Annotated in this window: 17 protein-coding genes and 2 rRNA genes; 1 reads left to right on the forward strand and 18 read right to left on the reverse strand. The window is 70.4% G+C overall.

The annotated features are described in order from the left end of the window. Window positions 1–6: 6 nt before the first annotated feature. The 12 genes from DMP15_RS18275 to argC form a co-directional block, all read right to left on the reverse strand. A 23S ribosomal RNA gene (locus DMP15_RS18275) occupies window positions 7–3089 on the reverse strand. 315 nt (window positions 3090–3404) lie between these two features. Continuing rightward, window positions 3405–4924, reverse strand: a 16S ribosomal RNA gene (locus DMP15_RS18280). Together the 16S and 23S rRNA genes form the textbook arrangement of a ribosomal RNA operon. A gap of 435 nt (window positions 4925–5359) precedes the next feature. Continuing rightward, entirely contained in the window at window positions 5360–6634 is a 1275-nt protein-coding gene (gene tyrS / locus DMP15_RS18285) for a tyrosine--tRNA ligase (RefSeq protein WP_337826211.1), read from the reverse strand. A 46-nt stretch (window positions 6635–6680) separates the two neighbouring features. Beyond that, the gene (locus tag DMP15_RS18290) at window positions 6681–7346 is read right to left on the reverse strand and encodes a DNA-3-methyladenine glycosylase (RefSeq protein WP_374210152.1); all 666 of its coding nucleotides are present in this window, start codon (window positions 7344–7346) and stop codon (window positions 6681–6683) included. Window positions 7347–7348: 2 nt separating this feature from the next. Beyond that, window positions 7349–8572, reverse strand: coding sequence for an aminotransferase class I/II-fold pyridoxal phosphate-dependent enzyme (locus DMP15_RS18295; protein ID WP_073576949.1), 1224 nt, complete (start codon window positions 8570–8572; stop codon window positions 7349–7351). Then, window positions 8569–10014: an argininosuccinate lyase gene (gene argH, locus DMP15_RS18300; protein ID WP_337826212.1), complete on the reverse strand. Its 1446-nt coding sequence runs from the start codon at window positions 10012–10014 to the stop codon at window positions 8569–8571. Before argH ends, DMP15_RS18295 begins: the two co-directional genes overlap by 4 nt. After that, window positions 10011–10568: an arginine repressor gene (locus DMP15_RS18305; RefSeq protein WP_073576951.1), complete on the reverse strand. Its 558-nt coding sequence runs from the start codon at window positions 10566–10568 to the stop codon at window positions 10011–10013. Before DMP15_RS18305 ends, argH begins: the two co-directional genes overlap by 4 nt. Next, window positions 10561–11484, reverse strand: a complete 924-nt coding sequence (argF, locus tag DMP15_RS18310; RefSeq protein WP_073576952.1) for an ornithine carbamoyltransferase — start codon at window positions 11482–11484, stop codon at window positions 10561–10563. The genes DMP15_RS18305 and argF overlap by 8 nt, the downstream gene beginning before the upstream one ends. Beyond that, window positions 11484–12677, reverse strand: coding sequence for an acetylornithine transaminase (locus DMP15_RS18315; protein ID WP_073576953.1), 1194 nt, complete (start codon window positions 12675–12677; stop codon window positions 11484–11486). The genes argF and DMP15_RS18315 overlap by 1 nt, the downstream gene beginning before the upstream one ends. After that, window positions 12674–13594: an acetylglutamate kinase gene (gene argB / locus DMP15_RS18320; protein WP_073577117.1), complete on the reverse strand. Its 921-nt coding sequence runs from the start codon at window positions 13592–13594 to the stop codon at window positions 12674–12676. The genes DMP15_RS18315 and argB overlap by 4 nt, the downstream gene beginning before the upstream one ends. Before the next feature lie 34 nt (window positions 13595–13628). Next, a complete protein-coding gene (gene argJ / locus DMP15_RS18325) occupies window positions 13629–14801 on the reverse strand; it encodes a bifunctional glutamate N-acetyltransferase/amino-acid acetyltransferase ArgJ (protein WP_167410064.1) in 1173 nt (390 codons plus the stop codon). After that, complete coding sequence (gene argC, locus DMP15_RS18330; protein WP_337826706.1) at window positions 14798–15832, reverse strand: N-acetyl-gamma-glutamyl-phosphate reductase; 1035 nt, start codon at window positions 15830–15832, stop codon at window positions 14798–14800. Before argC ends, argJ begins: the two co-directional genes overlap by 4 nt. Before the next feature lie 167 nt (window positions 15833–15999). On the opposite strand from argC, the gene DMP15_RS18335 reads away from it, so the two are divergent. Further along, complete coding sequence (locus DMP15_RS18335) at window positions 16000–16830, forward strand: hypothetical protein (RefSeq protein ID WP_337826213.1); 831 nt, start codon at window positions 16000–16002, stop codon at window positions 16828–16830. 40 nt (window positions 16831–16870) lie between these two features. Here DMP15_RS18335 and pheT read toward each other — a convergent pair whose 3' ends face one another. The 6 genes from pheT to infC form a co-directional block, all read right to left on the reverse strand. Continuing rightward, window positions 16871–19378 (reverse strand): phenylalanine--tRNA ligase subunit beta, encoded by a 2508-nt coding sequence (gene pheT / locus DMP15_RS18340; protein WP_337826214.1) that lies wholly within the window; start codon window positions 19376–19378, stop codon window positions 16871–16873. 38 nt (window positions 19379–19416) lie between these two features. Continuing rightward, entirely contained in the window at window positions 19417–20472 is a 1056-nt protein-coding gene (pheS, locus tag DMP15_RS18345; protein ID WP_337826215.1) for a phenylalanine--tRNA ligase subunit alpha, read from the reverse strand. A gap of 37 nt (window positions 20473–20509) precedes the next feature. Beyond that, entirely contained in the window at window positions 20510–21376 is an 867-nt protein-coding gene (locus DMP15_RS18350; RefSeq protein ID WP_179762788.1) for a TrmH family RNA methyltransferase, read from the reverse strand. Window positions 21377–21392: 16 nt separating this feature from the next. After that, window positions 21393–21776 (reverse strand): 50S ribosomal protein L20, encoded by a 384-nt coding sequence (gene rplT / locus DMP15_RS18355; protein ID WP_020623392.1) that lies wholly within the window; start codon window positions 21774–21776, stop codon window positions 21393–21395. Window positions 21777–21853: 77 nt separating this feature from the next. After that, on the reverse strand, window positions 21854–22048 hold the full coding sequence (gene rpmI / locus DMP15_RS18360; protein WP_020623393.1) for a 50S ribosomal protein L35: 195 nt from the start codon (window positions 22046–22048) through the stop codon (window positions 21854–21856). Between the two features lie 98 nt (window positions 22049–22146). Next, entirely contained in the window at window positions 22147–22785 is a 639-nt protein-coding gene (gene infC, locus DMP15_RS18365; protein ID WP_100880393.1) for a translation initiation factor IF-3, read from the reverse strand. Window positions 22786–22837: the final 52 nt, after the last annotated feature.

Genomic DNA, 22837 nt, shown 5'->3' on the forward strand with positions numbered 1-22837 from the left:
ACTCGTTGTGGCAAGCCCTCGGCCTATTAGTACCGGTCAACTCCACCCCTCACAGGGCTTCCATCTCCGGCCTATCAACCCAGTCATCTACTGGGAGCCTTACCCACTCGAAGGTGGTGGGAGACCTCATCTTGGAACAGGCTTCCCGCTTAGATGCCTTCAGCGGTTATCCCTCCCGAACATAGCCAACCAGCCGTGCCCCTGGCGGGACAACTGGCACACCAGAGGTTCGTCCGTCCCGGTCCTCTCGTACTAGGGACAGCCTTCCTCAAGTCTCCAACGCGCGCGGCGGATAGGGACCGAACTGTCTCACGACGTTCTAAACCCAGCTCGCGTACCGCTTTAATGGGCGAACAGCCCAACCCTTGGGACCTACTCCAGCCCCAGGATGCGACGAGCCGACATCGAGGTGCCAAACCATGCCGTCGATATGGACTCTTGGGCAAGATCAGCCTGTTATCCCCGGGGTACCTTTTATCCGTTGAGCGACACCCCTTCCACAAGGTGGTGCCGGATCACTAGTCCCGACTTTCGTCCCTGCTCGACCCGTCAGTCTCACAGTCAAGCTCCCTTGTGCACTTACACTCAACACCTGATTGCCAACCAGGCTGAGGGAACCTTTGGGCGCCTCCGTTACTCTTTGGGAGGCAACCGCCCCAGTTAAACTACCCACCAGGCACTGTCCCTGAACCAGATCATGGCCCGAGGTTAAGACACCCAATTCGACCAGAGTGGTATTTCAACAACGACTCCACCACCACTGGCGTGATAGCTTCACAGTCTCCCACCTATCCTACACAAGCCGAACCAAGCATCAATACCAAGCTATAGTAAAGGTCCCGGGGTCTTTCCGTCCTGCCGCGCGTAACGAGCATCTTTACTCGTAGTGCAATTTCGCCGAGTCTGTGGTCGAGACAGCGCCCAAGTCGTTACGCCATTCGTGCAGGTCGGAACTTACCCGACAAGGAATTTCGCTACCTTAGGATGGTTATAGTTACCACCGCCGTTTACTGGCGCTTAAATTCTCCGCTTCGCCCCGAAGAGCTAACAGGTCCTCTTAACGTTCCAGCACCGGGCAGGCGTCAGTCCGTATACATCGTCTTGCGACTTCGCACGGACCTGTGTTTTTAGTAAACAGTCGCTTGGGCCTGGTCTCTGCGACCGGCCGTCCCTAGCCCGCAAGGAGCCTCAAGACAACCGGCCCTCCTTCTCCCGAAGTTACGGAGGTATTTTGCCGAATTCCTTAACCACAGTTCGCTCGATCGCCTCGGTATTCTCTACCTGACCACCTGTGTCGGTTTGGGGTACGGGCCGCAACAGCACTCGCTAGAGGCTTTTCTCGACAGCATGGGATCACTCTCTTCGCCTCAATCGGCTACGCATCACCTCTCACCCTTTGATGAGCCCCGGATTTACCTAGGACTCGGGCTACAGGCTTACACCACGACAACCACCGCGTGGCGGAGCTACCCTCCTGCGTCACCCCATCACTTGCCTACTACCAGATCGGATCCCACGCTCCCCCACAAACAACACTCCCGAAGGAGCGAAGGTGGGTTCGGATGGTTAGCATCACCAGCCTCGGCATGGACGCACTATCACGAGCACGGGAATATCAACCCGTTGTCCATCGACTACGCCTGACGGCCTCGCCTTAGGTCCCGGCTCACCCTGGGCGGAACAACCTGGCCCAGGAACCCTTGGTCATCCGGCGGCAGAGATTCTCACTCTGCATTCGCTACTCATGCCTGCATTCTCACTCCCACACCCTCCACCCGTAAATCACTCCCGGGCTTCACCAGATGCAGGACGCTCCCCTACCCAACAACACCTAAGTGTCATTGCCACGGCTTCGGCGGTGCGCTTGAGCCCCGCTACATTGTCGGCGCAGGACCACTTGACCAGTGAGCTATTACGCACTCTTTCAAGGGTGGCTGCTTCTAAGCCAACCTCCTGGTTGTCCGGGCGATCCCACATCCTTTCCCACTTAGCGCACGCTTAGGGGCCTTAGCCGGTGATCTGGGCTGTTTCCCTCTCGACCACGAAGCTTATCCCCCGCAGTCTCACTGCCGCGCTCTCACTCACCGGCATTCGGAGTTTGGCTGACTTCGGTAAGCTTGTCGGCCCCCTAGGCCATCCAGTGCTCTACCTCCGGTGAGAAACACACGACGCTGCACCTAAATGCATTTCGGGGAGAACCAGCTATCACGAAGTTTGATTGGCCTTTCACCCCTACCCACAGCTCATCCCCCAGGTTTTCAACCCTGGTGGGTTCGGGCCTCCACGACGTCTTACCGACGCTTCACCCTGGCCATGGGTAGATCACTCCGCTTCGGGTCTACACCCCGCGACTCACACGCCCTATTCGGACTCGCTTTCGCTACGGCTACCCCACACAGGTTAACCTCGCCACGAAGCATAACTCGCAGGCTCATTCTTCAAAAGGCACGCCATCACCCCGAAAGGCTCTGACGGCTTGTAAGCACACGGTTTCAGGTACTATTTCACTCCCCTCCCGGGGTACTTTTCACCTTTCCCTCACGGTACTTGTCCGCTATCGGTCATCAGGTAGTATTTAGGCTTGACGGGTGGTCCCGCCAGATTCACAGCGAATTTCACGGGCTCGCTGCTACTCGAGAACACGCCCACAACAGAACCCAGTGTTTTCGCGTACGGGGCTATCACCCACTACGGCCGACCATCCCAGAGTCGTTCCGCTAACACAGGCACTTGCTGTCCCATCCTCGGCAGAAGATGAACGACACGTCTCACAACCCCGCACCCGCAACGCCTGCCGGCTTGACACGGACACGGTTTAGCCTCTTCCGCTTTCGCTCGCCACTACTCACGGAATCACTATTGTTTTCTCTTCCTGTGGGTACTGAGATGTTTCACTTCCCCACGTTCCCTCCACGCACCCTATGAATTCAGGTACGGGTAACGCCCCATGACGGGCGCTGGGTTTCCCCATTCGGACACCCTCGGATCACAGCTCGGTTGACAGCTCCCCGAGGCCTATCGCGGCCTCCCACGTCCTTCATCGGCTCCTGATGCCCAGGCATCCACCATGTGCTCTTAACAACTTGACCACAACAAGATGCTCGCATCCACTATGCAACACTCAACCCACAACTACACCCGACCAAGAAACAACCACCACCACCCACACAAGGAAGCGTTAGGAAGCCCTCGACCAGAGCGGCCAAAGAAAACAACCCACAGTTCCGAAGAACCCAGGATGTCCTCTCAGGACCCAACAGTGTGCCAAGCCAGACGGTCCGACGTGCTGCGTTCCACCCAACGCACCCGACCCACGAACGGGGCCGCAAATGCGATTCAATGAAGGAACCACAGACACCCAATAAAGAGCGTGTGGTGCCCCATCACATGATGGGACTCCTTAGAAAGGAGGTGATCCAGCCGCACCTTCCGGTACGGCTACCTTGTTACGACTTCGTCCCAATCGCCAGTCCCACCTTCGACAGCTCCCTCCACAAGGGTTGGGCCGCCGGCTTCGGGTGTTACCAACTTTCGTGACGTGACGGGCGGTGTGTACAAGGCCCGGGAACGTATTCACCGCAGCGTTGCTGATCTGCGATTACTAGCGACTCCAACTTCACGGGGTCGAGTTGCAGACCCCGATCCGAACTGAGACTCACTTTAAGGGATTCGCTCCACCTCACGGTCTCGCAGCCCTCTGTATGAGCCATTGTAGCATGTGTGAAGCCCTGGACATAAGGGGCATGATGACTTGACGTCATCCCCACCTTCCTCCGAGTTGACCCCGGCAGTCTCCCATGAGTCCCCACCATTACGTGCTGGCAACATGGAACAAGGGTTGCGCTCGTTGCGGGACTTAACCCAACATCTCACGACACGAGCTGACGACAGCCATGCACCACCTGCACACCAACCACAAGGGAAGCCCTATCTCTAGGGATGTCTGGTGCATGTCAAACCCAGGTAAGGTTCTTCGCGTTGCATCGAATTAATCCACATGCTCCGCCGCTTGTGCGGGCCCCCGTCAATTCCTTTGAGTTTTAGCCTTGCGGCCGTACTCCCCAGGCGGGGCGCTTAATGCGTTAGCTGCGGCACAGAAACCGTGGAATGGTCCCCACACCTAGCGCCCAACGTTTACGGCGTGGACTACCAGGGTATCTAATCCTGTTCGCTCCCCACGCTTTCGCTCCTCAGCGTCAGTATCGGCCCAGAGACCCGCCTTCGCCACCGGTGTTCCTCCTGATATCTGCGCATTTCACCGCTACACCAGGAATTCCAGTCTCCCCTGCCGAACTCAAGTGATGCCCGTATCGACCGCACGCTCAGAGTTAAGCCCCAAGTTTTCACGGCCGACGCGACACACCGCCTACGAGCTCTTTACGCCCAATAATTCCGGACAACGCTCGCACCCTACGTGTTACCGCGGCTGCTGGCACGTAGTTGGCCGGTGCTTCTTCTCCAGGTACCGTCAATTGCTCTTCGTCCCTGGCGAAAGAGGTTTACAACCCGAAGGCCGTCATCCCCCACGCGGCGTCGCTGCGTCAGGCTTCCGCCCATTGCGCAATATTCCCCACTGCTGCCTCCCGTAGGAGTCTGGGCCGTGTCTCAGTCCCAGTGTGGCCGGTCGCCCTCTCAGGCCGGCTACCCGTCACCGCCTTGGTAGGCCATCACCCCACCAACAAGCTGATAGGCCGCGGGCCCATCCCCCACCGAAAAAACTTTCCACCACCAACCATGCGATCAGTGGTCCTATCCGGTATTAGACCCAGTTTCCCGGGCTTATCCCAGAGTGGAGGGCAGGTCACCCACGTGTTACTCACCCGTTCGCCGCTCGTGTACCCCCGAAAGGGCCTTACCGCTCGACTTGCATGTGTTAAGCACGCCGCCAGCGTTCGTCCTGAGCCAGGATCAAACTCTCCAACAAAACCCTGACTTGCAACAAACAACTGGCCACAACACCCGACGGGATCGAATGCTGCAACCAAACAAACAATTTGGCACAAAACGCCAAACCGAATCAAAATAGCTCGACACACTGTTGAGTTCTCAAAAGACACCCGCACTCGGGGACCGGGCCTGAAGACCGTCGCCCCGGGGCGTCAGAGCTGGCCTCGCTAGGAGGCAACTCTCTTATACTACGTGTACCGAAGCGCAGCGTCAAGCTCTGCTTCAGGCGGCCTGATCTCCACCGAAGTGGAGTTCGTGGGCCGTCGCCTCCGGGCCGGATCCGCGTCCCTGGCCTCTTGGCCGGTCTCGCTCTCGTCCGTCCCGTCCTGGCGACAACGAGAAAGTTACAGGACGGCCCGGAGGCGATTCACAGGGGGGTACCTGTTCGGTGTTCCTGCTGGTCAGCGGCCGATCACGCTGATCCGACCCGCACACCGGCCAGGTTGCGCTTCCCCCGCCGCACCACCAGCCAGCCGCCGTCGAGGACGTCACCGGCACCCGGGACCCACTCCTCGTCGACGATCTTGACGTTGTTGACGTACGCGCCGCCCTCCTTCACGGCGCGGCGCGCGGCCCCCTTGCTGTCGGTCAGGCCGGTGGCGACGAGCAGGTCGACGATCGTGTCGGCCGGGCCGGCGTCGGCCGTCGGCACCTCGGCGAGCGCCGCACCGAGAGTGGCCGCGTCCAGGTCGGTGAGCTCCGCGCGGCCGAACAGGGCCTGGCTCGCCGTCGTCACCTGCTTGGTCTGCTCCTCGCCGTGCACCAGCGTCGTCAGCTCGGCGGCGAGACGTCGTTGCGCACCACGCAGGTGCGGCTTCTCGGCGAGCTCGGTCTCCAGCGCCTCGATCTCGGCGCGATCGAGGAAGGTGAAGAGCTTGAGGTAGGTGATCGCGTCGGCGTCGGCGACGTTCACGAAGTACTGGTACCAGGCGTACGGCGAGGTGCGGTCCGGGTCGAGCCAGACGTTGCCGCCCCCGGTGGACTTGCCGAACTTGCGGCCCTCGGAGTCGGTGACCAGCTGCAGGGTCAGCGCGTGGACGTGGTCACCGGTCACCCGGCGGACGAGGTCCACACCGCCGACGATGTTGCCCCACTGGTCTGAGCCGCCGATCTGCAGCCGCACCCCGAGCTCGCGGTACAGGTGCAGATAGTCCTGGGCCTGGAGCAGCAGGTAGCTGAACTCGGTGTAGGACATCCCGTCGCCGGCGAGGCGGCGCTTCACCGTGTCCCGCGAGATCATCGTGCTGACCGGGAAGTGCTTGCCGAGGTCGCGCAGGAACTCCAGGACCGTCTGCTGCCCGGTCCAGTCCAGGTTGTTGACGGCGACGGCGCCGGTCGGCCCGTCGTCGAAGGACACGAACCTCTCCAGCTGGCCCCGGATGATCCGGGTCCAGTCGGCCACGGTCGAGGCGTCGTTGAGCGTCCGCTCCCCCACGTCGCGCGGGTCCCCGATCATCCCGGTCGCCCCGCCGGCGAGGATGACCGGACGGTGCCCGGCCTCCTGGAAGCGGCGCAGGGTGAGCATCGGGATCAGGTGCCCGGCGTGCAGGCTCGACGCGGTCGGGTCGAAGCCTGCATAGATCGACACCGGGTCGTCGGCGGCGAGCTCCTTCGCGAGCGCGTCGCGGTCGGTGCTCTGCGCGATCAGGCCGCGCCACTCCAGGTCGTCGAGGATGTCGGTACCCACGGTGCCCATCTTGGTCGGGCCGCCGCGGACCGCGCACGCGGGTGGCTCAGGCGCTGCGACGACGGCGTGTCCCGGCCCGGTACGGGCTCACTGCCGGTGAGCCTTCGACCCAGAACCGCCAGGGCAGCTCGGCCGCCGCGGCGACGCCCACCCGAGGTCCGGTCCGGACCAGCTCCGGTGCGACCGGGTCGCCCGCGCGCAGCCGCACCCGTGACGCCGGGTCGGTGACGTCGGTCCCGTTGTCCTCGCGGCGCAGCCCGAGCAGTGCGGCGAGCCGCGCGGGACCGCGGGCCAGGTCGTTGTCGCGGCGGGCGGTGGGTCTGCGTTCCCGCGCGACCCCCGGGTCGGTGAGCAGCTCACCGGCCCGCAGCAGGACCGCGCCCGGCTCGCCGTCGGTGAGGCACGAGACGTTCGCGCAGAAGTGCATGCCGTAGACGAAGTAGACGTACAGGTGCCCGGGCGGGCCGAACATCACCGCGTTGCGCGGGGTCGGGCCGCGATAACAGTGCGACGCGGGGTCGTCGCGGCCCCGGTAGGCCTCCACCTCGACCAGCCGCACCGCGACCGTGCCGTCGGGGGTGTCGGCCTCGAGGACGCACCCGAGCAGCCGCTCGGCGGCGGGCAGGACGTCGACGGCCAGGCCGGCCCGGTCCAGCAGACCGGCGGGGCCCGGCCGGTCGTCCCGGCCGGGCCCCGTCGTGTCGTCGTCCACCGTCAGCGGCGCGCGAGCGCCAGCTGCACGCAGGTCACGACACCGGCCATGGCCTTCTCGACCTCGTCGAGCGGGGGCAGGGTCGGGGCGAGCCGGATGGTCGCGTCCTGCGGGTCCTTGCCGTAGGGGTGCGTCGCACCGGCCGGGGTCAGGACGACGCCCGCCTCCTTCGCCAGCCGTACGACCTCCGAGGCGAGGCCGTCCGGGACGGTCAGGCTCACGAAGTAGCCACCCCGGGGCTTGGTCCACGACACGCCCTCGACGTCGGAGAACGCCTCGGTCAGCAGCCGGTCGACCGCGGCGAACTTCGGCGCGATCAGCTCGCGGTGCGCGGCCATGTGCGCCCGCAGCCCGGCGGCGTCCTTGAGGAACAGGGCGTGCCGCAGGTGGTTGACCTTGTCCGGGCCGATCGTCTTCTTCGACGCCAGCTTCAGCCACCAGTCGACGTTCGCCTGCGAGGCACCGAAGAACGCGACGCCCGCACCGGCGAGGGTGATCTTCGAGGTGGACCCGAAGACGAACGGGCGGTCCGCGTTGCCCGCCTCGGCGGCCAGGGTGAGGACGTCGGCGATCTCGACCTCCTCGGTGGTCAGGTGGTGCACCGCATAGGCGTTGTCCCACATGATGCGGAAGTCCGGGGCAGCGGTCGGCATGGTGGCCAGCCGGCGCACGACCTCGTCGGAGTAGACGGCCCCGTCGGGGTTCGAGTACTTCGGCACGCACCAGATGCCCTTGATCGACGGGTCCTCGGCGACGAGCCGCTCGACCTCATCCATGTCAGGGCCGTCCGCGGTCATCGGGACGGTGACGAGGTCGATCCCGAGCCGCTCGCACACGCCGTAGTGGCGGTCGTAGCCGGGGACCGGGGCGATGAACGCGACCCGGCCGGCGTCGACCCAGCGGGTCGGGGCGCCGGGCAACGCGGTCAGCAACGCGTGCACGAGCGTGTCGTGCATCAGCTCCAGGCTGGAGTTGTTCGACGCCACCAGTTGCCCGACCGGGACCTGCAGCGACGGCGCGAAGATCTCCCGCAGCTCGGGCAGACCCTGGCCGCCGCCGTAGTTGCGGGTGTCGGTTCCGTCGGCCGCGCGGAACTGTCCCGCGCCCGGCAGGCCGAGCAGCTCGTGGGACAGGTCCAGCTGCTGCGCGGACGGCTTGCCCCGCGTCAGGTCGAGCTTCAGGCCGGCGGCCTTGAGCTCCTCGTAGGCTGCGGCAGGGTCGGTCATGCGGTTCCTCCGGTGAACTCTCGCGCTGCTGCGACCGCGGTACGCAGGTCGGTGAGCTGCTCGGCGACCCGGTCGCCGGCCGTCCCACCGCGCGCGTTCCGCGACGCGATGGAGCCTTCCACGGTCAGCACGTCGCGGACACTCGGGTCGAGTGCCGGGTGCACGGCGGCCAGCTCGGCGTCGGTCAGGTCCTCCAGACCGACGCCGCGGGCCTCGGCGGCGCGGACGCAGCCGCCCGCGGCCTCGTGCGCCACGCGGAACGGGACGCCCTGCCGGACGAGCCACTCGGCCACGTCGGTGGCGAGGGTGAACCCGGCCGGGGCCAGCTCGGCGAGCCGCCCGGTGTGGAAGGTCAGGGTGGCCACCATCCCGGCGACCGCGGGGAGCAGGAGCTCCAGCTGCGCGACCGAGTCGAACAGCGGCTCCTTGTCCTCCTGCAGGTCCCGGTTGTAGGCCAGCGGGAGCCCCTTGAGGGTGGTCATGAGCCCGGCGAGGTTGCCGACGAGCCGACCGGACTTGCCGCGGGCCAGCTCGGCGACGTCGGGGTTCTTCTTCTGCGGCATGATCGAGCTACCGGTGGAGAACGCGTCGTCGAGGGTGACGTAGCCGAACTCGGCCGTCGCCCAGAGGATGATCTCCTCCGACAGCCGCGACAGGTCGACGCCGATCATCGCGAGGACGAACGCGGCCTCGGCGGCGAAGTCCCGCGAGGCGGTCCCGTCGATCGAGTTGGCCGAGGACCCGGTGAAGCCGAGCTCGGCGGCGACGGCATCCGGGTCGAGCCCGAGCGAGGACCCGGCGAGCGCGCCGGAGCCGTAGGGCGACCAGGCGCTGCGCCGGTCCCAGTCGGCGAGCCGGTCGACGTCGCGCAGCAGGGCCTGGGCGTGCGCGGCCAGCTGGTGACCGAGCAGCACCGGCTGGGCGTGCTGCAGGTGGGTGCGGCCGGGCATCGGCGCGCCGGGGTGGGCCTGCGCCTGGGCGACGAGTGCGTCGACGACGTCGAGCACGCCGGAGCCGACCCGTCGCGTGGCGTCGCGCAGCCACATCCGGAACTGGGTGGCGACCTGGTCGTTGCGCGAGCGACCGGCCCGCAGCTTGCCACCCAAGTCGGCACCGGCCCGCTCCATGAGGCCGCGCTCCAGTGCGGTGTGCACGTCCTCGTCGCCCGGGTCGGGGCCGAACGCCCCGGAGGCGACGTCGGCGGCGAGCTCGTCGAGCGCCTTGTGCATTCCCGACAGCTCCTCGTCGGTCAGGAGACCGGCGCGGTGCAGGACCCGGGCGTGCGCCTTCGAGCCGCGGATGTCGTAGGGGGCCAGTGCCCAGTCGAAGTGGGTGGACTTCGACAGCGCCGCGAGCGCGTCGGCCGGACCGGACGCGAACCGGCCACCCCACAGCGCTCCGCCACCGGCGACCGCGCCCTGTCGGGGGTCCGCGTCGGTCATGTCGGCTCTCCTTCTCGTTCGTCGTGCGTCCCGGCGGCCGCGTGGGCCCTCCGGGGCAGGTCCTGCAGCCGTTCCGCCAACTCCGCCCCGGTGAGGGGCTCGCGGGCGACGACGATGACCGTGTCGTCGCCGGCGATGGTGCCGACGACGTCGTGCAGTGCGGCCCGGTCGAGTGCGCTCGCGAGGTAGTGCGCCGCGCCCGGCGGGGTCCGCAGGACCGCCAGGTTCCCACTCGCGTCGGCGGACACGAGCAGCTCCCCCAGCAACCGGGCGAGCCGCCCCGTGCCGCCCTCGACCCCGCGCACGGGGCTGCCGTCCTCGGGGATGCGGTAGACCGGCTGCCCGCCGTCCGCGCCGCGGAGCTTCACCGCGCCCAGTTCGTCCAGGTCACGCGAGAGCGTGGCCTGGGTCGTCTCGATGCCGTGCCGCTCGTGGAGCAACCCGATGATCTCCACCTGGCTGCTCAGCTCGTAGTTCCAGACCACGTCGATGACGGCCGCCTGCCGGCTGGCCCGGCTCACCGGGTTCCTGCGGTCGCGGTCCGCCTCACCCATGCCGAAGGAGCCAGGTGAGCAGCGCCTTCTGCGCGTGCAACCGGTTCTCGGCCTCGTCCCAGACGGCGCTGGCGGGGCCGTCGAGGACCTCGTCGGTGATCTCGTCCCCCCGGTGGGCCGGCAGGCAGTGCAGCACGACCGCGTCCGGTGCGGCGCGCTCCAGCAGGGCGGCGTTCACCTGATAGGGCCGGAACGGCGCGACCCGGTCGAGCCCGTCGTCCTCCTGGCCCATCGAGGTCCAGGTGTCGGTGACGACGACCTGGGCGCCGGCGACGGCGGCGACCGGGTCCGCGACGAGCGTGACCGATCCCCCGGTCTGCTCGGCCCGGGTCTTCGCGTCGCGCAACACGCCGTCGTCGGGGGTGAACCCGGCGGGCGCGGCGATCCGGACGTGCAGCCCGGCCGTGGCCCCGCCGAGCAGCAGCGAGTGGGCGACGTTGTTCGCACCGTCGCCGAGGTAGGTCAGGGTGAGCCCGGCGAGACGGCCGAAGCGCTCCCGCACGGTCTGCAGGTCCGCCAGGATCTGGCACGGGTGGAACAGGTCGGTCAGCGCGTTGACGACCGGCACGGTCGCCGCGCCGGCCATCTCCTCGATCCGCTCCTGCCCGCTGGTGCGCCACACGATCGCGTCGACGTAGCGCGACAGCACCCGGGAGGTGTCGGAGATGGTCTCGCCGCGCCCCAGCTGGCTGGTGGTGCCGTCGAGGATGATCGCGGTGCCGCCGAGCTGGCTGATCCCGGCCTCGAACGACACCCGGGTGCGGGTGGAGGACTTGTCGAACACGACCCCCACGGCGCGCGGTCCGGCGAGCGGGCGCTCGGCGAACGGGTCGGCCTTGAGCCGGTCGGCGAGGTCGAGGACCTCGGCCTGCTCGGCCGGGGTCAGGTCGTCGTCGCGGAGCAGGTGGCGGACCATCAGTTCCCCTGCCCCTCGTGCTGGGCGGCGGCCGCGTCGAGCACGGCGGGCAGAGCCGTCAGGAACTCCTCGGCCTCGTCGCCGGTCAGGGTCAGCGCCGGGGCCAGCCGCAGCCGGTCCGGGGTGGCGTTGTTGACCAGGATCCCGGCGTCGCGCGCGGCCGCGGCGGCCGGGGCGGCGACCGGCGCGGTGAGGCCGACGCCGATGTGCAGACCGGCGCCGGAGACGTCGCCGACCAGGGGGTGGCCGAGACCCTCGACCCGGCTGCGGATCTCCTTGCCGAGCCGGTCGACGTGGGCGAGCAGTCCCTCGGCGGCGACCGTGTCGAGGACGGCGAGCGCCGCGGCGCACGACACCGGGTTGCCACCGAAGGTGGTGCCGTGCTGGCCGGGCTCGAGCAGCGCTGCGGCGGCGCCGAACCCGACGCAGGCCCCGATCGGGAGACCGCCACCGAGGCCCTTGGCCAGGGTGATCACGTCGGGGACGATGCCGTGCGCCTGGTGTGCGAACCAGTAGCCGGTGCGGCCGATCCCGGTCTGGACCTCGTCGAGGACCAGCAGTGCGCCGCGCTCGGCGGTGATCCGCCGGGCCTGCGCCAGATACCCCTCGGGCGGCACGATCACGCCGGCCTCCCCGAGGATCGGCTCCAGGAACACCGCGGCGGTCCGCTCGGTGACGGCGGCGTCGAGGGCGGCGACGTCACCGAACGGGATGTGGGTCACCCCGGCGGGCATCGGCTCGAACGGGGCCCGCTTGGCGGGCTGCCCGGTCAGCGCGAGCGCACCCATCGTGCGGCCGTGGAACGCGCCCTCGCAGGCGATGATCTCCGGCCTGCCGGTCCGGCGGGCGATCTTGAAGGCGGCCTCGTTGGCCTCGGTGCCGGAGTTGCAGAGCAGGGTGCGGGCGTCGTCGCGGCCGAGCAGTGCCTGCAGCCGCTCGGCGAGCTGCAGCGCGGGCTCGGTGATGAAGAAGTTCGAGGTGTGGCTCAGGGTACGGACCTGCTCGGACACCGCCTCGACGACGGCCGGGTGCGCGTGTCCGAGCGCGTTGACCGCGATCCCGGAGTAGAGGTCCAGGTACGCGCGGCCCTCGGCGTCCCAGACGCGGGCGCCCTCGCCACGGACCAGGGTCAGTGGCGGGGTGCCGTAGTTGTTCATCAGAGCGGCCTGCCACCGCTGCGCGTGCGTGGTCATGTCGTTCCCCCGGCTGTGGCGTCCGGCAGCACCATGGTGCCGACGCCGTCGTGTGTGAACACCTCGAGCAGGACCGAGTGCGGCACCCGACCGTCGATCACGTGGGCCTGTCCGACGCCCGACCGCACGGCGCGCAGGCAGGCCTCCATCTTCGGGGCCATGCCGCTCTCCAGGCGGGGCAGCATCGGCTCGAGCTGGTCCGCGGTCAGCGAGGTGATGATCGACTCCGGGTCGGGGTAGTTCGCGTAGAGCCCCTCGACGTCGGTGAGCACCACGAGCTTCGCGGCGTCCAGCGCGCCGGCGAGCGCCGCGGCGGCGCTGTCGGCGTTGATGTTGTGGACCTGGCCGTCGGCGTCCGGCGCGATCCCGGCGACGACCGGGATGCGACCCGCCGCGATGATGTCCAGCACCGCGTCCGGGTTGACCCTCGTGACGTCACCGACCAGACCGATGTCGACGGGCTCGCCCCCGACCAGCGCGGTGCGCTTCTCGGCCGTGAACAAACCCGCGTCCTCCCCGGACAGGCCGACGGCGAGCGGCCCGTGGGCGTTGATCAGCCCGACGAGCTCGCGCCCGACCTGGCCGAACAGCACCATCCGGACGATCTCCATCGTCTCCGGGGTGGTGACGCGCAGGCCGCCGCGGAACTCGCCGGGCATGCCGAGCCGTTTCAGCATCGCCGAGATCTGCGGCCCGCCGCCGTGCACGACGACCGGGTGGATGCCCGCGAGCCTCAGGAACACCATGTCCCGGGCGAAGGCCTGCTTCAGCTCCTCGTCGATCATGGCGTTGCCGCCGTACTTGACGACGACGATCCGGCCGTGGAAGCGCTGCAGCCAGGGCAGCGCCTCGGCGAGCACACCGGCCTTCTCCCCCGCCCGCTTCAGCCGGGCCGGGGTCTCCGGGGACGGCGCGATCTGCGGCTGCGGCAGCGCGTCCGGGGCGACCGGCTCAGGAGGAGTAGGCACTGTTCTCCTCCACGTAGGCGTGCGACAGGTCGGTGGTCCGGATCTCGGCGGTGTGCCCGTCGGCCCCACCGGACAGCCCCAGCTCGACCTCGATCAGCACGTCCTTCCCGGACAGGTCGCAGTCGGCCCGGTCCCCGGCGACGACGGCGCCCTTGCACAGCAGCACACCGTTGATCGTGACGTCGAGGCGCTCGGGGTCGATCTCGGCGTCGGCGTACCCGGCGGAGGCGGCGACCCGGCCCCAGTTGGGGTCGGACCCGAACATCGCGGTCTTGACCAGGGAGTCGCGGGCGATCGTGCGGGCGACGGTGACCGCGTCGTCCTCGGAGGCGGCGCCGGTGACCCGCACGGTGATCCGCTTGGTGACGCCCTCGGCGTCGGCCTGCATCTGCTCGGCGAGGTCGCGGCACACGCGGGTGAGCGCGGCGGTGAACACCGCCGGGTCGGCCTCGACGCCGGACGCACCGGAGGCCAGCACCAGCACGGTGTCGTTGGTGGACATCGAGCCGTCGACGTCGAGCCGGTCGAAGCTGTAGCGGACCGCCTCGCGCAGCGCGGCGTCGAGCGTGGCCCGGTCGAGGACGGCGTCGGTGGTGACCACGCTGAGCATGGTCGCCATCGACGGGGCGATCATCCCGGCGCCCTTGGTGGTGCCCCCGACGGTCCAGCCCGCCGGGTCGGTGACCGCGGACTCCTTCGGGACGGTGTCGGTCGTCATGATCGCGGCGGCGACGGCGGACCCGGCCTCGGGCCCGGACGCCAGCTCCGCGGCGGCCGACCGGACCCCGGCGAGCACGGTCTCCCGCGGGAGCTGCTCACCGATCAGGCCGGTGGAGCACACGGCGACGTCGATCGCGCCGCAGCCGACCACCTCGGCGACCTGCTCCGCGGTGGCGTGCGCGACCTGGAAGCCCTCGGCGCCGGTGCAGGCGTTCGCCCCGCCGGAGTTGAGGACGACCGCGCGCAGCGAGCCGGTGGTCAGCACCTGCTGGGACCAGAGGACGGGGGCGGCCTTGACCTTGTTGCGGGTGAAGACCCCGGCGGCCTCGGCGCGCGGGCCGTCGTTGACGACGAGCGCCAGGTCGGCCTTCCCGGACTTCTTGATCCCGGCGGCGATCCCGGCGGCCCGGAAGCCCTGGGCTGCGGTCACGCTCACGGCGCCACTCCCGTCGTCGGCAGGCCGGTGGTCTCGGGCAGCCCGAGGGCCAGGTTCATGCACTGGACGGCGCCGCCCGCGGTGCCCTTGGTGAGGTTGTCGATCGTGGAGACGACGACCAGCCGGGCGGCGTCGACGTCGACGGTGACCTGCAGCGCGACCATGTTGGAGCCGAGGGTCTGCGCCGTGGTGGGCCACTGGCCCTCGGGCAGCAGCCGCACGAACGGCTCGTCAGCGTAGGCCTTCTCGTAGACCGCCCGGATCGCCTCGGCGTCGGTCGCCGGGTCGGCCAGCGGGGCGGAGCAGGAGGCGAGGATGCCGCGCGGCAGCGGCGCGAGCACCGGGGTGAAGCTCACCGACACGGGAGAGCCGAGCGCGGTGGACAGGTTCTGTGCGATCTCCGGGGTGTGCCGGTGCACGCCGCCGACGCCGTACGCCGACAGCGACCCCATGACCTCCGCGCCCAGCAGGTGCGGCTTGAGCGACTTGCCCGCGCCGGAGGTGCCGGTGACCGCGGTGATCACGACCTCGGGGGCCACCAGGCCGGCGACCAGGGCCGGGACCAGCGCGAGGCTGGTGCCGGTCGGGTAGCAGCCCGGCACCGCGACACGACGGGTGCCGGTCAGCGCGGCCCGGGCACCGGGCAGCTCGGGCAGCCCGTAGGGCCAGTGCCCGGCGTGCTCGCCGCCGTACCAGCGGTCCCAGGCGGCCGGGTCGGTGAGGCGGTGGTCCGCCCCGCAGTCCACGACGAGCGTGTCCGGCCCCAGCTGGGCCGCCAACTCGGCGGACCTGCCGTGCGGCAGTGCGAGGAACACCGCGTCGTGTCCGGCGAGGTTCTCCGCCGTGCTCTCGCCCAGGACGCGGTCCGCGAGCGGGGTCAGGTGCGGCTGGTGCTCGCCCAGACGCGTCCCCGCGTTCCCGCCGGCCGTGAGGGCGCCGATCTCCACCTCGGGATGTGCGAGCAGCAGCCGGAGGAGCTCTCCCCCGGCGTAGCCACTGGCTCCCGCCACTGCGATGCGAACCACGTGGATGAGTATGCACGGCCTCGGAAAGCCATGCAATCGGGATTCACGATCGCGATCGGGCGGTGCGGAACCGGGCCCGGCGGCCGCGTGCGACGCCTAGTTTCCCGCGGGTGCGGCGACGGGTGACACGCGGGGTGGGACCGGGCGCGGGCGCGCCCGCACGGAGGCGGTCGGTGGCGCGCACGGCCGCCGTCGCGACGGTGCTCGCGGGGCTGCTCGCCGGGTGCGCGTCGACCGTGTCCGGGACGCCGTGGCCGACGGGTCGAGGACCCGCGCCGTTCTCGTCCGGAGCGGCGCCGACGGAGCCCAGCCGGCGTCCGCCGACGTCGTTCACGGTGCCGGGGCCGCTGTCGAACGGGCCGCTCGCCGCCCCGACCACCGACGGCCGCCCGACGGTGACGGTCCCGCCCGTCCCCGTCCCGCCCCCGTCCGGGGCCCCGTCCGATCCGCCCGACGGCGGGGCCGGCGTGGCGCGCACAGTGCCGCCGGTGCCGGTCGGGGACGGCGCGTCCCGTGTCCCGGACGGCCGGGTCCGGCCCTCCCCGGGTACGGCGCGCGCCACGGCCCGGCCCGCGTCTCCGGCCGCTCCGGCCCCCCTGACCTCGGACGTGGTGGCCGACGAGTGCCTGCTCGACCGGGCAGCACTGACCGGGCTGCTGGGCGGGCCGCCGGTCGCGCCGGCGACGAACGCCGTCGTCACCCGCACCGACGGGACCCGCACCCGGGCCTGCTTCGCGCTCGCCGACGGCGTGACGGTGTCGGTCAACGTGTACACGACGAACCGGGGCACGCCGGCCGGCTACGTCGCCGGCGCCCGGCACGGCAGCGCGGTGAACGGGCTCCCGGCGGGGACCTCCGCGACGGTGCTCGACACCGTCGCCGGGCCGACCCTGCAGCTGGCCACCGCCCGGCACCTGGTGACGGTGGCGGTCGCGGGGCGGACACCGTCCCGCGACCGGTGGCGGGCCGCCGCGGTGGCCGCCGTCGCGGCGGCCCCGCGCTGAGCCGGCCGTGGCCCGGCACGGGCCCGCCACGGACCGGGGGTCAGCGCAATGCGGCTCCGTGCCGGGCGGTGGCCTCGGCGACCGCCGCGTCACGCGCGGCGTTCGCCTCCTCGCTGGTCAGCGTGCGGTCCGCGGCGCGCAGGCGCAGCGAGAACGCCAGCGAGCGGCGGCCCTGTCCGACCTGGTCGCCGGTGTAGACGTCGAACAGCCGCACCGACTCCAGCAGCTCCCCCGCGCCCGCGGTGAGCGCGTCGGCGAGGTCCGCGGCCGGGACCGTCTCGTCGGCGACCAGGGCGACGTCGACGGCGACCGGCGGGAACGGCGACACCCGCGGCACCGGCAGGTTCTCCCGCAGCGGGACCGCGTCGAGGTCGATCTCCGCGGCGGCGGTGCGGGCCGGCAGCCCCAGCGCCTCGACGACCTTGGGGTGCAGCTCCCCGGCGTACCCGACGACGGTGTCGGTGCCCGCGACGACGAGCTCCGCGCACCGGCCCGGGTGCCACGGCGCCCGCTCGGCGCGACGCGGCCGCAGCTCCACCCCGGCGGCGGCACCGGTCAGCCGGGCCGCCTCGACGGCGTCGGACCAGGCGGCGGGACGGCCCCGGCCCCACCAGCCGCGCGGCTCGCGGTTCCCGGCGAGGACGACCCCGACGTGCACGGGCTGGTCGGGCAGCGCGGCGCGCAGGGCGGCGTACTCGGCGTCGGACGGACGGCCGGTGACGGCCGGATCGGGCATCGCGGGGGTGGTCTCCCCCGGCTGCACGACCTGTGCGATCGCGTACAGCGCGAGGTCCTCGGCGCCGCGGGAACGGTTGCGCACCAGCATGTCCAGCAGCCCGGGGAGCAGGGTCGTCGTGAGCCGGGACCGCTCGGCGTCGAGCGGGTTGGTGACGGCCACGGTGCGGCGGCGCTCGTCGTCGGCGGGCAGGCCCAGGTCGTCCCAGACGGCGTCGGAGACGAACGGGAACGGCAGCACCTCGACGTGGCCGGCCTCGGCCAGGGCGCGCGACACCGCGCGACGGCGCTGCTGGGCGGCGGTCAGGCCACGGCCGGCCGGGGCGGTGGGCAGCACGGAGGGGATGGCGTCGTAGCCCTCCAGGCGCAGCACCTCCTCCACCAGGTCGGCGGCCATGGTGAGATCCGGGCGCCAGGTCGGCGGGGTCGCGACGACGACGCCCTCGCCGCCGGCACCGGTGTCCAGCGAGACGGCGCAGCCGACCTGGGTCAGGCGGCGCACGGTGGCCCCGCGCGGGTAGTCGACGCCGGCGACGCGGTCGGGCATCGACAGCGGCATCCGCACGCTCGCGACGGCGGGGACCCCGCCGGCGTCGGTGCGGCCGTCGGCGAGGGTCCCGCCGCCGAGCTCGACGAGCAGCTGCGCGGCGCGCTCGGCCGCGACCGGCGGCAGCGCCGGGTCCACGACCCGTTCGAACCGCTTGGACGCCTCGCTGGGCAGCTTGTGCCGGCGCGCGGCGCGTGCGATTACCGGCGGGGAGAAGTGCGCGGCCTCCAGCAGCACGTCGACCCGGGCGCCGTCGGCGAGGTCCTCGGGGGCGGGGATCTCGGTGGACGCGCCGCCCATCACGCCGGCGAGCCCGATCGGGCCGGAGTCGTCGGTGATGAGCAGGTCGTCGGTGTCCAGTGTGCGGGTGTGGCCGTCGAGGGTCTGCAGCTTCTCCCCCGTCGTCGCGCGGCGGACCTCGATGGCGCCGGTCAGGCGGGTCGCGTCGTAGGCGTGCAGCGGCTGGCCGAGGTCGAGCATGACGAAGTTGGTGACGTCGACGATCAGCGAGATCGGCCGCATCCCGGCCGAGAGCAGCGCGCGCTGCATCCACCAGGGGCTGGGCGCGGCCGGGTCGACGCCGTCCACCCGGCGCGCGACGAACCGCGGGCAGGCATCGGTGTCGGCGAGCCGCACCGGCCACGCGTCGCCGGTGGTGTCCGGGACGGTGACCCGGGTGACCGGGTCGGTGTAGTCGGCGTCGAGCGAGGTCGCGAGCTCGCGGGCGAGACCGCGGACGGCGAAGCAGTAGCCCCGGTCCGGGGTGACGGCGAGCTCGACGACGGGCTCGGACAGGCCGAGGACGTCGAGGGCGTCGTCGCCGGGCTCGGCGGTGCCGGGCGGCAGCACCAGGATGCCGCCGCTCTCGGCGCCGAGGCCGAGCTCCTTCGCCGAGGCGATCATGCCGTCGGAGACCTTGCCGTAGGTCGTGCGTTGCGCGATCGCGAAGTCGCCGGGCAGCACGGCGCCCGGTTCGGTGACGACGACGAGGTCGCCGACGGCGAAGTTGCGGGCGCCGCACACCACGTAGCGGTGACGTTCTCCTTCGAAGCCCACCCGGCAGTACCGGATCGGCTTCTTGAACCCGGTGAGCTCCTCGATCTCCTCGACCCGGGCGACCGTGACCGGCCCGGTGACCGCGGGGGCCGGGTGGATCGCCTCGACCTCCAGCCCGACCCGGACGAAGGCGTCGCCGATCGCCTCGGGACCGGCGGGCAGCGCCGCCGGGTCGATGTGCCGGGCGAGCCAGGACGCGGACACTCGCACTGCTCAGAACTCCTCGTGTGGAAGCGGGGTGGGCCGGGTCAGACGCCGAACGCGGTCGAGAAGCGCACGTCGCCCTCGACCATGTCCCGCATGTCCGGGATGCCGTTGCGGAACATCAGGGTCCGCTCGATGCCCATGCCGAACGCGAAACCGGAGTAGACGTCGGTGTCGACGCCGCAGGCGCGCAGGACGTGGGGGTTGACCATGCCGCAACCGCCCCACTCGACCCAGCCGGGGCCGCCCTTCTTCTGCGGGAACCACAGGTCCACCTCGGCCGAGGGCTCGGTGAACGGGAAGTACGACGGCCGCATCCGGGTACCGGCATCCGGGCCGAACACCGCGCGGGCGAACGCGTCGAGCGTCCCCTTGAGGTGGGCCATGGTCAGCCCGCGGTCGACGGCGAGGCCCTCGACCTGGTGGAACACCGGGGTGTGGGTGGCATCGAGCTCGTCGGTACGGAAGGTCCGGCCGGGGCAGGCCACGTAGACCGGCAGCTCGCGCTCCAGCAGCGACCGGACCTGCACCGGCGAGGTGTGCGTGCGCAGCACCGTGCCCGAGTCCTGCCCGCGCTCGGGGTCACCCAGGTAGAAGGTGTCCTGCATGGTGCGGGCGGGGTGGTCCTTGCCGAAGTTGAGCGCGTCGAAGTTCAGCCACGACGCCTCGACCTCGGGACCCTCCGCGACCTCCCAGCCCATCCCGACGAAGATGTCGGCGATCCGCTCGGACAGCTGTGTGATGGGGTGGCGCGCGCCGCGCGGGCGACGGTCCCAGGGCAGCGTGACGTCGACGGCCTCCTCGGCCAGCACCCGGGCGTCGCGCTCGACGAGCAGGACCTCGCGGCGCGCGTCGAACGCGGCCTGGGCCTCCACGCGGGCGGCGTTGACCCGCTTGCCGGCGTCGGCGCGCTCGGGGCCGGGCAGCTGCCCCAGCGACCGGCGGGCCATCGGGATCGGGGCGCGGTCGCCGAGGTGCGCGGGCTTCGCCGCGGCCAGCGCGTCGAGGTCGCCCGCCTCGTCGAACGCCGTGCGGGCGGCCTCCACCGCGGCCTTCAGTGCATCCGGGTCGAGAGGGCTCGCCGTGTCGTTCTCACTCATGGTGCCCACGATCGTAGAGGGCGGCCGCGAGCCGGTTTCAGTCGCGCGCCGGGGACAGCTGCGGGGCGACGCCCGCGCGGGCCCCGACCGTCGCGTACAGGCAGATCGCCGCGGCGGTGGCGAGGTTCAGCGACTCGGCGCGGCCGTGGATCGGGACGCGGACCCGGTGGTCCGCGGCGGCGTGCACCGCGGCCGACGGGCCGTGCGCCTCGCTGCCGAGGATCCAGGCGACGGGCCCGGCGAGGGTCGGGGTGACGGCGGGGTCGTGCAGGTCGACCTCGCCGTGCCCGTCGGCGACGAGCGTGGTCAGCCCGGCCGCGCGGCACATCTCGACGACGGCGGGCGCGTCCCGGTCGCGGGCCAGCGGCAGATGGAACACGCTGCCGGTGGAGGCCCGGACGGCCTTGCCGTTGTGCGGGTCGACGGTGTCCCCCGCCAGGAGGACCGCGTCACAGCCCGCCGCGTCGGCGACCCTGATCACGGTGCCGACGTTGCCGGGGTCGGAGATGCCGTCGCAGACCGTGACGAAGCCGGGGACCCCGGCCAGCGCGGTGGCGACCGGGACGTCGAGCAGGTCGCACACGGCGACGATCCCCTGCGGGGTGACCGTCTCGGACAGACCCGCGGCGGCCTTGTCCGTCACCGGGGACACCCGGGCGCCGGAGCGCTCCGCGGCCTCCACCAGCTCGGGGTGGCGCTCGGCGGCGACGGCGGTGACGAACAGCTCGTGCACCGTCACGGCGGCGAGGGCCTCGCGGACGGCCTGGGCACCCTCCACGAGGAAACGCCCGGCCCGATCGCGCCCCGCGCGCCGCAGCAGCTTGCGTGCCGCTGCGACGCGGGGAGTCCGCTCGGTACCGGGCGTGGAGTCCGCGGAGCGCTCGCCGGCGCCGCGCGACTCGATGTCGCCTCGGGTCACCTCAGGCCGCGGAGCCCTGCTCGGTGCCGACCGGCAGGTTCTCCTTCGCCACCGCGACGAGCGCGGCGAACGCGGCCGGGTCGCTCACGGCGATCTCGGCGAGGTTCTTGCGGTCGACCTCGACACCGGCGGCCTTGAGGCCCTGGATGAACCGGTTGTAGGTCATGTCGTTGGCGCGGGCCGCGGCGTTGATGCGAGTGATCCACAGCTGCCGGAAGTCGCCCTTGCGCGCACGACGGTCCCGGTAGGCGTAGTTCATCGAGTGGAGCATCTGCTCCTTGGCCTTGCGGTACAGCCGCGAGCGCTGCCCGCGGTAGCCGGCGGCCGACTCCAGCGTGGTGCGGCGCTTCTTCTGGGCGTTCACGGAGCGCTTCACGCGTGCCATGGGGTATCTCCTGGGGCTTCTCCGGCACTACCGCGATGGGGGTACGGCGTGCCGGGGTTCGTGAAAGGGGCGGAAGGTCAGTGACCGAGCAGCTTCTTGACGCGCTTCACATCGGCCTTGGCGAGCTCGACGGTGCCCGACAGGTCGCGCTTCTCCTTGCGCGACTTGACCTCGAGACGGTGCCGCAGCCCGGCCTGCTGGCGCATGAGCTTGCCGCCACCGGTGATGCGGACGCGCTTCGCGGTCCCCTTGTGCGTCTTGTTCTTCGGCATGACGTATCCGTTCGATGTCGGCCCCCGAGGTTCCGGGGGTCGGTGCGGGTACTGCGTGTCCCTCCCGTGCCCGGCTGCGGCCGGGCACGGGAGCGGGCTCACGCCTCGGCTTCGGCGGGGGCGTCTGCCGGGGCGTCGGAGCCGGCTGCCGCCGTCGTCTTGCGCGACGCCGGCTTCTTCGTCGGTGCCAGCACCATCGTCATGTTGCGGCCGTCCTGTTTCGGAGCGGCCTCGACGACGGCCATGTCACCGATGTCCTCGGCCAGGCGCTGGAGCAGGCGGTAGCCCAGCTCGGGACGCGACTGCTCGCGACCACGGAACATGATCGTGACCTTGACCTTGTTGCCGCCTTCGAGGAAGCGGATGACGTGACCGCGCTTCGTCTCGTAGTCGTGCTTGTCGATCTTCGGCCGGAGCTTCTGCTCCTTGATCACGGTGAGCTGCTGGTTGCGCCGGGACTCCCGGGCCTTCTGCGCGCTCTCGTACTTGAACTTTCCGTAGTCCATGAGCTTGCAGACCGGCGGGCGGGCCTGGCCGGCGACCTCGACGAGGTCGAGGTCGGCGTCCTGGGCCAGCTTGAGGGCGTCCTCGATGCGCACGATCCCGACCTGCTCGCCGTTCGGGCCCACGAGGCGGACCTCGGGCACGCGGATGCGGTCGTTGATGCGGGGCTCTGTGCTGATGGGGTCTCCTGTGTGACTCGCTGTGTCGCTACTACCTGCTGCCGGCGACGACAAGCGAAGACCCGTTGATCGGCCCGCGACAGAATGCTGCCGCGGAGCCGGACCA

Origin of the sequence: Pseudonocardia sp. UM4_GMWB1 (genome assembly GCF_017312155.1) — a bacterium.
Taxonomy (GTDB): Bacteria; Actinomycetota; Actinomycetes; order Mycobacteriales; family Pseudonocardiaceae; genus Pseudonocardia; species Pseudonocardia alni.